The sequence below is a fragment of the Rheinheimera sp. 1928-s genome, assembly GCF_029269265.1.
Classification (GTDB): domain Bacteria; phylum Pseudomonadota; class Gammaproteobacteria; order Enterobacterales; family Alteromonadaceae; genus Pararheinheimera.
The window spans coordinates 56,742-69,832 of the sequence record NZ_JARIXP010000003.1; the positions used below are offsets into that span (position 1 = coordinate 56,742).

The following is a 13,091-nucleotide window of genomic DNA, read 5'->3' on the forward strand; positions in this document are numbered from 1 at the left end:
AGAATGGCCCTTATAAGGATGTCTCACACCCGATACGAAGCCGCTTGCTGTTGCAAACGACTCGCTAACTGTGCCAATGAAGTACTGGCATCTGCGCTGTGGGTTGCGCTGCGGGTCATCTCGCCAATGCTGACACTAAACTCGCTGATATTTTTGTTAATATCTTCAGCCACTATGGTTTGCTGCTCCGTTGCTGCGGATATCTGCACATTCATGTCCACTATAGTGCCGACTGCAGATTTAATGTCTTCCAGCACAGCGCCGGCTTCCTGCGCATTGACTACGCTGCTGCTGGCATATTGACCAGATTGCGCCATGGCCTGTACAGCTTCCCGGGCAGATGCCTGCAGGTTATCAATCATAGCGCGGATAGACTCAGTGGCTTTTTGCGTATTGGTGGCTAAAGTTCGTACTTCATCGGCCACTACAGCAAAACCCCGGCCTGCTTCACCGGCGCGGGCAGCTTCAATGGCAGCGTTTAATGCCAGTAAATTGGTTTGGCCTGCAATAGTCTGGATCACGGCCAGCACCTGGGTGATCTTTTCCGATTCGCCATTCAATTGCTCAATCACCACACTGGCTCCATTCACCACAGTAGATAACTGCTCAATGGAGCCGACATTTTGCATCACCTTTTGATAGCCCTGCTGGGTTTTCTGATCCACCTCATTGGCCTGCTCAGAAGTCGCCAAAGCACTGTTAGCAACCTCCTGAATAGCTGCCGACATTTGATTGACAGCTGTAGCTATTAAATTCGCCTGCTGTTCCTGCTCAAAAGCCGTGCCGCTGACCTGCTGACTGATTTGGCTCATTTCTTCTGAAGCAGCCGCCAGTTGAGACACCGCATCTGCTAATTCAGTAAAAAACTGATGGACACGACTAATGGTTTGATTAAAAGCACGAGCTGTGACGGCAATTTCATCAGTGCCTGTCACTTGCGCCCGGATACGTAAATCGGATTTATCCCCCACAATGGAAATGGCCTGCTGTAATTGATTCAGCGGACTGTGAATAGAGCGATAAATGAGCCAGGACAAAACGCCTAAACAAATAAAAACCAGCAGCAAAGCAATAACAAACAACTTCAGGAAAAACTGATACTGCTCTGCCGCCGCCACTTTAAACTTCTCAGCTTCGACCAGTTGCACATCAATTAACGCCGCTAAAGACGCGCTGAGCGGGTCAGCCAATTGATACAACTCTGTATTAAAATCTTTGGCACTGCGCTGCATTAAAGACCCATCAGAAATCTGCGCCCTGTATTGCTGCAAGCGTTGCTGGAACAACAATTTTTGTTGTTTGGCCTTTTCAGCCAGCCCAGCTTCTTCTGTGGTTAAGCTGGTTGCCAGATAAGCTTGCCAGACCTGATCCGCCAACTCGCCTTGTTGCTGCAACTGCTGCACAGCTTCCCCGGCAGTAATGACCTCACCACGATATTTATGCAACAAATCCACTGAAGTCACAGCGTAGGCATCCGCTACTTGTTTAATTTGTTTCAGAGGCACTACACGGTCTTCATAGATACTGGTCGCTCCGTCACTTAAATGCCCCATTTCCCTGACCGAAATCAAACTAATGGCAATTAACACCAGTAATGGCACACAGACCAATACCAACAAGCGGATTTTTACCGACATTTGATTTAACATTGAGGTGAACTCCTTAACAGATCAGTTACTTAGCGGCTTGGCTTTTTTATTGAGCATAGCCTAAAACTCACAGCTTCAAGGGCGAAAGTCAAAATCTGTCTGGATTCAGTTGTTGCCTTTTGTCCGGCTTTTCTGGATCATCGGCAAAGCACCCTAACTTAAAGAAAGGATTTTATAATGAGTGACACTTTATTGGCCTCTGTGGCAGGTTTCCCGGACTTTATCAGCTTCTTTTTTCTGGCCATTTTATTGGTGGCTTTATTTTGCCGCTTTTACACCTGGATCACGCCACACGACGAATTAGCCTTAATCAAAGAAAATAACGGTGCTGCCGCTGTCGCTTTTGGCGGTGCTTTAATTGGTTTTGCCTTGCCATTGTCCAGCGCTATCACTCATTCACTGTCATTAGCCGACTGTGCTATCTGGGGTGCTATAGCTCTGGTGGTGCAAGTATTAACTTTTGCTGTAGTACGTTTTGCTTTGAAACAGCTACCGGAACGTATCACTAAAGGCGAAGTAGCAGCTGGTGTGTTTTCCGCCGGTTGTTCTATTGCCATAGGTTTGATTAACTCCGCCAGCATGACGTATTAACCTGCATAACCTATTGAGGAGTCACTGATGAAACAAAAAGTGCTTAAACGCAGTAAAAAGGCAGCTTTAGTGTTAATGGTGCCTACTGCAACTTTTTTAATGGCAGGCTGTGGTCAGGAAGAAGCAGTGCAAACTGCAGCTTTTGAAACCGTTGATCAATGTGCAGCCTATTTTAATCCTGAGCAATGCCGTGCCGATTTAAACCAGGCTTTGACTATGCATACTCAGGTTGCGCCAAAATATACCGACAAAGCCTCCTGTGAAACTGACTTTGGTGTTGGTCAGTGTGAAACTCCGGCTCAGGCCGCAGCGGCAGCTGGTACAGAGCAGCCAGCACAACAGGCTCAGGCTTCCAGTGGCGGTTTTTTTATGCCGATGATGATGGGCTTTTTAGCAGGCCAAATGCTGAACCGTTCAGGCGGCCAACTAAAGCAACCAGTCCAGGCTCAACCTTTGTATAAATCACGGGACGACCGCAGCACTTTCCGTACTGCAACCAATACACCTGTAGCCAGAGGTGTAGGCCCAACCTATATCAAGCCATCCTCAGTACAACCTAAAGCAGCTGGTACTGTGAATCGTGGTGGTTTTGGTGCTCAGGCCGCTAAACGCTCCAGCCCAACCAAAAGTTTTGGTGGTTAACAGGCAATGAAAAAAGTAGCTTGTGATGAGCGCCCTGGCTGGCGCTCTTATGCTGAATCTGTTGGCTTTGAATTCCATACCTTTGACGGCGAAGCCTATTGGGATGAAACTGCCTATTATCAGTTTAACCTGCGCCAGATAGAACAAGATTTAGAAGACCCCACCGAAGAGCTGCATCAAATGGCTTTAGGTTTGGTGGATGACATTATCGGCGATGAAGAAAAACTGCAGCAGCTCGCTATACCAGAAAAGTTCTGGGATTTTGTTGCCGAATCCTGGCGCGCTAAAGCGCCGTCTTTATACGGCCGGCTGGATTTAGTTTACGACGGTAATGGCCCGGCTAAATTGCTGGAACTAAACTACGACACCCCTACCTCTTTATTTGAAACCGGTTTTTTCCAGTGGGTATGGCTGGAAGATCAGATCATGCGCGGCAAAGTGCCACAAGGCGCTGATCAATTTAACTCCTTGCAAGACCAGCTCGAAACCGCTTTTGCTGAGTTGCCATTGGCCAACCCTTTGTATTTTGCTTCTGTGGCCAACAGCATAGAGGACAAAGGCACAGTGATGTACCTGATGGACATCGCCAAACAAGCAGGTCTCGACAGCCGTTTTATCGAACTGGAACAGTTAGGTGAAGCCAGTGGTCAACTGGTGGATCTGGACGGGTACGCTATAGGGGGGTTATTTAAACTCTACCCATGGGAATTTATGGTGCAGGAAGATTTTGCGTCCGTCATCTTAAGCAGCCAAACCCAATGGTTGGAACCCGGCTGGAAAATGTTGTTATCCAACAAAGGCATATTGCCCTTGCTGTGGCAAAAACATCAGGGCCACCCGAATTTGCTGGAAAGCCATTTTGAACAACCAGGCCAAAGTTTTGGCGCAGGCTGGGTACGTAAACCGCTGTTTTCCCGTGAAGGCGCTAATGTTGAATTAGTGACGCCAAGCGGCGAAAAAATCAGTGAACCAGGCCCTTACGCCGATTCAGCTTTTATCCGCCAGAAGTTTCAACCACTACCAAAATTTGGTGACAGCTACACCATGATAGGCAGCTGGGTCGTAGGCAACAGCGCAGCAGGTATTGGTATTCGCGAAGACAATTCGCTGATCACCAAAGACAGCTCCAGATTTTTGCCGCATATAATTTTGGATTGATGCGAAGGCTCTGGTTGCTTTAGCAGCCAGAGCTTTTTTCCAGCATTTCTGGTTCGAACCATGATCACGTATTTACTTAACCGCTGAGATAAAAGTACGACTGACGTCCTCACTTCAATCAATTCGTAGTTTTTTATTTACTTATATCCGTAGAGTCTATTTAACCAATCCATTCAATTGAAATACATATCCAAATTCACCAACCTGCTATCAGGTATTTATCCGCTTTTTCTCCTGTAAAAGTAAGGCTTTTTTTTACTTTGGCTCTCATGCTGTCGACTACTCCTGTTACAGCGCACAAAGCGCAGAGCGTACTTATGAACAGAATCAGCATACTGAAGCTTTTCCTCTTGGCGATGACAACCACAAGTTGCCTGTATTTGACCGCTTGTGGTGGCGGTGCGACTACTCCAACAGACATTACTGGCGGCGGTGGTCAGGTTGCTCCGAATAATCCTGACTTTGGCCAGTTGCCACTGGCTGCTGAAGTGCCGGATAACAGGTATGTCGATCACTATAAAATCCTGATGTTTGGCAACAGCCATGTGCGCTCACACAATATGCCTGGCTTGATCCGGCAACTGATTCTGGCAGGACGACCAGGGGCTCTGGTGGATATGACTGTGGCTGATGGTTATGCTTATCTGGATGAGCGTTTATCTGGCACTGCGGATTTAAAGTTATTGCAGTCTTTGAGCTGGAGCCATGTGATTTTACAAGGCCAGAAGTACTCTACCTCTGGCCTTTATAGCTACCCTGTAAATGACAGCCTGATTTGGCTTAGGGCGGTAAAAGCGCAAAACGCCACCCCCGTGTTATTTCCGGAACATGGTCAGGATGGCAACAGCACAGAAGGCAGCCGTGTACATCAGTTGCATCAGTCTATTGTGGCGACTGAGCCTGGTTGTGTTGCGCCTGTTGGTATGGCCTGGGACAAGGTATTGCAGCAAGATCCTCAGATGATATTGCATGAGGCGGATGGCAATCATGCGGCTTTGGCTGGTACTTTTCTGACAGCTTTGGTGTTTTATCAAAGCATCACAGGAAACAATGCCGAATTGCTGGCGTATTTTCCGCAAATTCCTTTAAGCTCTGAGCAACAACAGTTTTTACGTCAAATCGCCGCCGCCACTTTGCAACAGCATCCAGCCTGCCCTTTTTAATGGATAAACTTAATATTCATGCAACAAAGAAACATAACAACCCACAACAATGAATAACAACACTCGAAGGTAAAACATAAAGCATTGATATAAAATATGTTTTACAAAAACACAGTCCCCATGCAAATTAACTGTTGGTTATTTATCCAAAATTGTTTAAAGTGCGCGCTCATTTGTACTGCCCATACAGCGTCAGCTATAGCTTTTGCATTATTTTGCTATGCTTAAGTTGCTGTCGTATTCCTGTCACAAGGCAGCCCTAGTCTTATTTTTGTTTTTGCCAGAAGGAAACAAAACCATAGTGCGCACTACAGAACTTGTTGATGGCTTTCGTCAGTCTGCCCCTTATGTGAATTCTCACCGTGGCAAAACCTTTGTGGTGATGCTGGGTGGTGAAGCCATAGATCAGCCCGGCTTTCGCAGCATTATTAATGACATAGCTTTGCTTAATACGCTCGGCATTAAAATAGTGCTGGTGTATGGTGCCCGGCCACAAATTAATAAGGCGCTGGAAAAGGCCGGTTTAAATTGCGATTACCACAACCGCATTCGGGTGACGGACGATGATTCGTTCCGTGTGATCAAACAAGTCGCAGGTTCTTTGCAACTGGATATTACCGCTCGTTTGTCGATGAGCTTAAGCAATACTCCTATGCACAATGCGCAAATCAACGTAGTCAGTGGCAACTTTGTGATAGCCCAGCCTTTAGGTGTGGACGATGGCATCGACTATTTACACAGCGGCCGGGTGCGTCGTATTGATGTACAGGGTATTCGGCGTCAATTGGATAACAACGGCATTGTCGTGATGGGTCCTGTTGCAGCTTCGGTCACAGGTGAAAGTTTTAATCTGACTGCCGAAGAAATTGCCACTCAGGTTGCCATTAAACTCAAAGCGGAAAAAATTATCGGTTTTAACGAAGCTGGCGGTATTGTCGGTGAAGATGGCGATATTACCGCAGAGTTGATGCCCAATTATGCTGAACATTTAATGTGGCAGATGGAACAAAAAGACGATGCCTGCACAGCCACTATCGCCTTTTTGCATGCAGCCGTCACAGCCTGTCGCTCTGGCGTGCCCCGTTGTCACTTAGTCAGCTACGGCGAAAATGGTGCCATGCTGCAGGAATTATTCTCCCGTGACGGTATTGGTACCCAAATTGTGACTGAAGCGGCCGAACGTTTGCGTGCCGCCAGTATCACTGACATCGGCGGTATTCTGGATTTGATCCGCCCGTTGGAGCAGCAAGGTTTATTAGTTCGCCGCTCGCGCGAGCAACTGGAAATGGAAATCGATCAGTTTGTCGTGATTGAACGTGATGGTTTAATTATCGGTTGTGCCGCGCTTTATCCATTTCCGGAAGAAAATGTCGGTGAATTTGCCTGCTTAGCAGTGCATGAACAATACCGTGATGCAGACCGTGGCAGCGCTTTGCTGAAAAACATTATTCAGCTGGCACGGCAGCGTAAATATTACCGCTTGTTTGCACTGACCACCCGCAGTATTCACTGGTTCCAGGAGCATGGTTTTGAACTGGTGACTGTGCAGGATTTACCAGAGAAAAAACAGCAGTTGTATAACTACCAGCGCCGCTCAAAAATACTGGCACTGGATTTATAAATCTTTTTGTTGCACCTGTTCCACTACAGTCAGGGCCAAAGCTCTGGCTGTAGTCCATTTCCCACCTGACACTGTTAATAACTGCTGTTGCCAGTTTAATGCGTATTCCCTGCTGGCCGTGCTGGCACTGTCGCTACCACCTAATAAAGGCCGCACTCCAGCAAATTTGTCTTTTACATCTGTTGCTGTTTTCTGACCGACAAAATAATGGTTATACAGCTTCAGTAAATAGCTCTGCTCTTCGTCACTGCACTCTATAGGTTCTGCCAGACTTTGCCGCACTTCTGTGGTGCCCAACAAAGTTTGCCCCTGATAAGGCAATACAAACACAATACGGCGCTCACCCGGCACTTCCAGCATATGGCCATATCGGCTGACGGCTGGCAGCAATAAATGACTGCCCCTCACCAAGTCTAAAGCTTGTTGCACTGGCAGTTCAGACTGCTCCAGCAGCTGATTACTCCATGGGCCTGCCACATTCACCACCAGATCAAAGACTTGCCAGTCAGAACTGTTCCCGGCAAAGACCCCACCAGTAGCAGTAATTTGACTGACAGGGCAATGCTGATGAATTTGTACCCCAGCTTTGATGGCTTGTGTTGCCACCCAGAGCCCGAGTTTTCTGTCGTCCATCTGGCCATCAAAAAATAAATAAGCCCCTGTTAAACCATCGGTTTTTAATTCAGGCGAGCAACGTTTTGCTTGCTCTGCCGACAGCCAGCGATGGCGGCCTATGCCTTTTTTGCCACTCAGCAAGTCATACAACCACAAACCAATTTTGATTTGCCAGCGGGGTCTTTGACCCTTCTGATAAATGGGATACAACAGCGGTAATCTTTTGGTTAAATGCGGTGCTTTCTTCAGCCACCAGCGCCTTTCCTGCAGAGCTTCATGCACCAGCCGGAACTCGCCCTGCTCCAGATAACGTAAACCGCCATGCAGTAATTTGGAGGAGGATTTACTGGTCGCCTGCATCAGCTCGTCACGTTCAAACAGCGTCACCTTATGACCAGCCAAAGCCAGTTGCCATGCGGATGACAAGCCATTAATACCACCACCTATGACAGCTATTTTCATATGCAAATCCATTAAGTCTTTGATCTATCAAAGCAGAACAGAGCAGCTTTGTCGAACTGCTTCGCAGGCTTTAGCTGGCTGATAAGCAGCATGATCTGGCTTGAATGCTGGCAGACAGCTGAAGGTGTCTCTGTTGAAATAGGTTAAAAGAAATGAGAGGAGATACTGATGTTAGAACTCAGACCCAATTGCGAATGTTGTGATGCGGATTTAGCGCCAGTAGATCAGGCTTATATCTGCTCTTTTGAGTGCACTTTTTGCCCAGATTGTAAAAATAAGCTAGCTGGGATTTGTCCAAACTGCAGTGGGGAACTGGTCAGAAGGCCGATACGCCCTGCCTCTAAACTAGCAGCCAATCCACCTTCAGCGGTACGGGTGTGTAAACTTGATTGCAAAACAAAAACAGCGTCTTAGTTCATCAGCGCCATGGCGGTTTGAATTTGCTGTTCAGTTAAGCCCTGATCTTCCATTGAGCTGACTAAATTATTTTTCGCGTCAACCAAGCCGCGACTCAAACTACTGACTTCCGCTTGTAGCGCTTTTACTTTTTCCTGTTTTTCTTCAGGCGGCATAGAACTGTTACTCATCAGCTGTTGCAGTTCTTGTTGTTTTTTCTCCAGCTCTTCCTGCTTATCACGAATAGCTTTCAGAGCCTGCTTCACGTTGTCAGGCAGTTCACTTTCATCAATATCTTTGTCCCTTTCGGCTTTTTTGGATTGATCTAAACCCAGCGGCGACAGATCGACATGAATACCGACAGGAGCTTTACTGCTGTCTTTTTCCGGCTCTGAGGTGTTGTTAGCCGAAACAGGCCTTGCCTGCGTCGGTGCAGAAAATACATTTTGAATGCTCAAATTAAGCATCTGGTTTAAGTCCATTTTTATCATCAGCTTTGCACCGAAAACAGAGAATCCACTCTGTTATCGGCGCCACTTCAATAAACTTGAACCAGCTTTAGCGAGTTTGACCGTCGCCTATCACTATGTATTTCTCAGTGGTCAGGGATTCCAACCCCATAGGGCCGTAGGCGTGCAGCTTAGAGGTAGAAATACCAATTTCTGCCCCTAGCCCCAGCTCGCCGCCGTCACTGAACCGTGAGGACGCATTCACCATCACCACAGCACTGTTAATTTGCTTTAAAAAGCGTTGTGCTGTGCTGATATCCTGAGTGCAAATGACTTCAGTATGACCTGAGCTGTGGCGCTGGATATGAGCCACAGCTTCGTCGTAATCAGCCACTGTTTTTACCGACATGGCTAAACGCAAATATTCGGTATCAAACTGAGTCTCATCTGCCTTGGTCGCCCCAGTGAAATAGGGCAAAGACAAGTCGCAGGCAAAGACTTCTACCTGCTTCTCTTCAAAAGCCGCAGACACTAAAGCTAAAAACTCCGGTGCTACCGCCTGGTGCACCAACAAAGTTTCCAGCGAATTACAAACACCGGGACGCTGAGTTTTGCCGTTTAATAACAAGGCCATGGCTTTATCCAAATCAGCAGCTTTATCAACATACAAATGGCAGATGCCTTTGTAATGCTGAATGACCGGAATTTTGCTGTTGTCGCTGACAAAATGAATTAAACCTTCACCACCTCGGGGTATCACTAAATCGACACTGTCCTTTTGTTGCAGTAATTCCAGCAATAAAGCCCGATCGGGGTCTGGGATCACGCTAATGGCAGCTGGGTTTATGCCCTGTTGCGCCATGGCTTTATGCAAGGAAGCGGCAATAGCCAGGCTGGACTGCAGAGCTTCACGGCCCCCACGTAATATCACCGCATTCCCTGATTTTAAACACAAAGCACCAGCGTCTGCCGTGACATTAGGCCTGGCTTCGTAAATCATCGCGATAACGCCAAGCGGAATACGCATTTTACCGACCTGAATGCCATTAGGCCGTGGTGCCATCTGACGGATTTGGCCTACAGGATCAGGTAAAGCTGCGATATAACGCACTGCGTTGGCTAAAGCTTTAATCCGATCTTCGGTCAGTAACAAACGGTCCAGCATAGCCTCCGCCAACTGCTTATCGCGCCCGGCCGCCATATCTTTGGCATTGCCCGCCAGAATCAAAGCAGTATCGGCTTCCAGCTGATCCGCCATCGCCAGCAATAACTGGTTTTTATCGGCTTCGGATAACTGCGCCAGTTGCAACGCCGCTTGCTTGGCTTGCTGGCAAATGGCTTTAATATTTACATCGCTCATGCTCAGCCCTCCACCAGTGCTAAATCGTCGCGGTGCACTACTACTTCGCTTGGGCAATACCCCAAAATGCTTTCAATCTGCTGGCTATGCACACCACGGATTTTACCAAGCTCAGATACACTGTATTGGCTGATGCCTTTGGCCAGTTGCTTACCAGCTTGATCACACAACCAAATCGCATCACCTTTATCAAAATCACCACTGATGCTGCTGATACCTTTTGGCAGCAAAGAGGCGCCTTTATGCAATAACGCCTGCACAGCACCACTGTCGAGCTGTAGCTCACCCCGGGTTTTTAAACTGTGTAATAACCAGTGTTTTTTTGCACTTAAACGCTCTTGCTGCTTATGAAACAGCGTGCCACAGGCTTTGCCTGCCAAGAGTGCCGCAAAACTATCAGCTTTCTGGCCATTAATAATTAAGGTATCAATACCTTGCGAGGTCGCTTTGCTGGCAGCCTGCAACTTAGTGGTCATGCCGCCTGTACCAATCAAATGATGACTGCCTCCGGCCATGGCATAAATTTCTGCTGTGATCAGATGCACTTCAGGAATAAGCAAAGCGCTGCTGTCCGAACGTGGATTGGCGGTATATAAACCATCGACATCAGAGCAAATAATCAAGGCGTCGGCATCTACAACTGTCGCCACCAAAGCGGCAAGGTTGTCGTTATCCCCCACTTTGAGTTCAGCTGTCGCCACAGTATCGTTTTCATTCACTATCGGCAGCACGCCGTGATCGAGCAAAGTACGCAGCGTATTGTGGATATTTAAATAGCGATTACGGTGCTGTAAATCATCATGCGTCAGCAGAATTTGCGCACAATCCACATCCAGTAAATTGCGCCAGCTTTGCATCATGCGGGTTTGGCCCACAGCAGCCATAGCTTGTTTCACATTAATGGGTAAGGGGTGGTGGACAAAGGGAATCGCGGCGCGGCCTGCAGCCACACTACCTGAGGATACCAATACCACTTCAACCCCTTGTTGCCTGCATTCGCTGATAAACCCAGCGATAGCCAGCAAATAACGGGTGGAGCAACCTTTTGCTTCCGGTGCAATCAGGGCACTGCCCACTTTGAGCACCAGACGTCGCCACTTTAACCCTGCCATAAAACCCATTTATCTCCAGTTATTTTTTAACCACCCGAGCATACTGGTTTAGACGTATATATGTCTATGAAGAAAATGGGGTCAGATCACATTTATCGTTCACAATGTGATCTGACCCTAGCTTTATTCGCCGCCATCCATGGTGCTCTCCCTAAAGGGCCAAAGCTCCGCGTTGTTAAATATTGCTACGGGCAATGTTTTTAGTTCAGCGCTAATTCAGTTGAACTGAGGTACAATTGCGTCACAAAAATTCAGGAGATTTCGCATGAAAGCCAAACAGTTAGGTTTAGTCGCCTTATTCAGCACTTTAGTTTTATCAGGTTGTGCCAGCATGAACATAGCGCCGGAAAACCAAAACACCGCCAAAGGCGCCGCTATTGGTGCAGGTGTGGGTGCTGTGCTGGGTAAAGCCACAGGCAACCATAAAAATAAAAGGCTGGCGATAGGTGCTGCTATTGGTGCTTTAGCCGGTGCAGCTGTGGGCCGTTATATGGACAATCAGGAAATGGCCTTGCGTGATCAGTTATCCGGCACTGGTGTCAAAGTGCATCGTGACGGCGATATTTTACGTTTAGAAATCCCATCACAAATTACTTTTGCAGTGAATCAATCAGCCATTCAGCCACAGCTCTATCCGGTACTCAATGATGTAGCTAAAGTGCTGGGCGAATACGATAAAACTCTGTTAGTGATCAGCGGCCATACCGACGACACAGGCACTTACGATTACAATATGCAATTGTCGAAAAAACGTGCTGAAAGTGTGAAAGATTATTTAGTAGCACAGCGCCTGAACCCGATTCGTATTGAAACTCAGGGTTTAGGCCCAAGCTACCCGGCTGTGCCAAACAACTCTGAAAGCAACAGAGCAATGAACCGCCGCGTTGAGATACATATCGAAGCAATCACCCAGTAATTTAGCCGTCGCCCTAATGGCTTAGGCTAAAGCTGTTAAAAACGCAAAACTCCGGCTATGCTGCCGCTGAATTTTCAGCCCAGCACACCGGAGTTTTTTATGGGTTTATTGTGGTTAGTTACGCTGATTTGGGCTTTTAGTTTCTCCCTGATTGGCGAGTTTCTGGCAGGCCGGGTTGACCCTTATCTGGCCGTCAGCAGCCGCATGCTGTTGGCTCTGTTATTGTTCCTGCCCTGGTTACTCAAAAGCACCAGTTCTAAACCTCAGGCTATGGCTCTTGCCGCCATAGGCGCTATCCAACTGGGGCTGATGTACCTGCTGCTGTATCACAGTTTTTTGTATTTGAGCGTGGCTGAAGTGCTGCTCTTTACCATTCTGACCCCTGTGTATATCTCGATACTGGATTATTTCTGGCGTTATAAAAAGTTACACCTTCGTTGGTTAGGTCCTGCTCTGCTGGCCATTTTGGGCGCTTTAGTGATTCGGTATCACAACTTAAGCTCAGATTTTTGGTGGGGTTTGCTGCTGATACAGGCCGCTAACTTATGTTTTGCTTTTGGTCAGGTGGCTTATCGTCAACTGAATTTAGGCTCTACAGGCGCGCAGCGTTATAACTTCGGCTGGTTTTTTGTCGGCGCAACGATTACCAGTTTGCTGGCCACAGTTTTATTTGCCGACTGGAACAAAATGCCGACGACCACTCTGGATTACGGCATTTTAGTCTGGCTGGGTGTAGTGGCTTCAGGTTTAGGTTACTGGTTATGGAATGCAGGAGCCAGGCAGGTCAATGCGAATCAGTTGGCCGTGATGAATAACGTCTTGATCCCTGCAGGCTTAGTAGTGAATTTTGTATTCTGGCAACATAACGTCAACTGGTGGACTTTATCCGCAGGTTCAGCACTGATTTTAGCCAGCTTAGCCTGGGCAAGCAGGCAGAAAAATTTGTAGGGCGGCACT

13 protein-coding genes are annotated in these 13,091 nt (G+C 47.5%); 8 read left to right on the forward strand and 5 right to left on the reverse strand.

Features of this window, described 5'->3' with window-relative positions; translation table 11 throughout:
* Nucleotides 1-23 precede the first annotated feature (23 nt).
* Nucleotides 24-1,649, reverse strand: a complete 1,626-nt coding sequence (locus P3C17_RS07970) for a methyl-accepting chemotaxis protein (RefSeq protein WP_300928919.1) — start codon at nucleotides 1,647-1,649, stop codon at nucleotides 24-26.
* A 177-nt stretch (nucleotides 1,650-1,826) separates the two neighbouring features.
* Between P3C17_RS07970 and P3C17_RS07975 the strand changes: the two genes are divergently transcribed.
* The 5 genes from P3C17_RS07975 (at nucleotide 1,827) to argA (ending at nucleotide 6,824) form a co-directional block, all read left to right on the forward strand.
* Complete coding sequence (locus tag P3C17_RS07975) at nucleotides 1,827-2,240, forward strand: DUF350 domain-containing protein (protein ID WP_300928920.1); 414 nt, start codon at nucleotides 1,827-1,829, stop codon at nucleotides 2,238-2,240.
* Between the two features lie 27 nt (nucleotides 2,241-2,267).
* Nucleotides 2,268-2,882 (forward strand): DUF1190 domain-containing protein, encoded by a 615-nt coding sequence (locus tag P3C17_RS07980; RefSeq protein ID WP_300928921.1) that lies wholly within the window; start codon nucleotides 2,268-2,270, stop codon nucleotides 2,880-2,882.
* A 6-nt stretch (nucleotides 2,883-2,888) separates the two neighbouring features.
* On the forward strand, nucleotides 2,889-4,040 hold the full coding sequence (locus tag P3C17_RS07985) for a glutathionylspermidine synthase family protein (protein WP_300928922.1): 1,152 nt from the start codon (nucleotides 2,889-2,891) through the stop codon (nucleotides 4,038-4,040).
* A gap of 317 nt (nucleotides 4,041-4,357) precedes the next feature.
* Nucleotides 4,358-5,203: a hypothetical protein gene (locus P3C17_RS07990; protein ID WP_300928923.1), complete on the forward strand. Its 846-nt coding sequence runs from the start codon at nucleotides 4,358-4,360 to the stop codon at nucleotides 5,201-5,203.
* Nucleotides 5,204-5,504: 301 nt separating this feature from the next.
* On the forward strand, nucleotides 5,505-6,824 hold the full coding sequence (argA, locus tag P3C17_RS07995) for an amino-acid N-acetyltransferase (protein WP_300928924.1): 1,320 nt from the start codon (nucleotides 5,505-5,507) through the stop codon (nucleotides 6,822-6,824).
* On the opposite strand, the gene P3C17_RS08000 is transcribed toward argA, so the two are convergent.
* A complete protein-coding gene (locus tag P3C17_RS08000) occupies nucleotides 6,819-7,901 on the reverse strand; it encodes a glycerol-3-phosphate dehydrogenase/oxidase (protein ID WP_300928925.1) in 1,083 nt (360 codons plus the stop codon). The genes argA and P3C17_RS08000 overlap by 6 nt on opposite strands.
* A 168-nt stretch (nucleotides 7,902-8,069) precedes the next feature.
* On the opposite strand from P3C17_RS08000, the gene P3C17_RS08005 reads away from it, so the two are divergent.
* Nucleotides 8,070-8,315: a DUF1272 domain-containing protein gene (locus P3C17_RS08005; RefSeq protein ID WP_300928926.1), complete on the forward strand. Its 246-nt coding sequence runs from the start codon at nucleotides 8,070-8,072 to the stop codon at nucleotides 8,313-8,315.
* Here P3C17_RS08005 and P3C17_RS08010 read toward each other — a convergent pair.
* The 3 genes from P3C17_RS08010 to proB all read right to left on the reverse strand — a co-directional run bounded on the left by P3C17_RS08010 (nucleotide 8,312) and on the right by proB (nucleotide 11,227).
* Nucleotides 8,312-8,764 (reverse strand): hypothetical protein, encoded by a 453-nt coding sequence (locus P3C17_RS08010; protein ID WP_300928927.1) that lies wholly within the window; start codon nucleotides 8,762-8,764, stop codon nucleotides 8,312-8,314. The genes P3C17_RS08005 and P3C17_RS08010 overlap by 4 nt on opposite strands.
* 91 nt (nucleotides 8,765-8,855) lie before the next feature.
* The gene (locus P3C17_RS08015; protein ID WP_300928928.1) at nucleotides 8,856-10,106 is read right to left on the reverse strand and encodes a glutamate-5-semialdehyde dehydrogenase; all 1,251 of its coding nucleotides are present in this window, start codon (nucleotides 10,104-10,106) and stop codon (nucleotides 8,856-8,858) included.
* Nucleotides 10,107-10,108: 2 nt separating this feature from the next.
* Complete coding sequence (proB, locus tag P3C17_RS08020) at nucleotides 10,109-11,227, reverse strand: glutamate 5-kinase (protein ID WP_300928929.1); 1,119 nt, start codon at nucleotides 11,225-11,227, stop codon at nucleotides 10,109-10,111.
* A gap of 256 nt (nucleotides 11,228-11,483) precedes the next feature.
* Here proB and P3C17_RS08025 point away from each other — a divergent pair, with 256 nt between their 5' ends.
* Nucleotides 11,484-12,134, forward strand: coding sequence for an OmpA family protein (locus tag P3C17_RS08025; protein ID WP_300928930.1), 651 nt, complete (start codon nucleotides 11,484-11,486; stop codon nucleotides 12,132-12,134).
* Nucleotides 12,135-12,233: 99 nt separating this feature from the next.
* Nucleotides 12,234-13,082, forward strand: a complete 849-nt coding sequence (locus tag P3C17_RS08030; protein ID WP_300928931.1) for an EamA family transporter — start codon at nucleotides 12,234-12,236, stop codon at nucleotides 13,080-13,082.
* The last annotated feature ends 9 nt before the right edge of the window (nucleotides 13,083-13,091 follow it).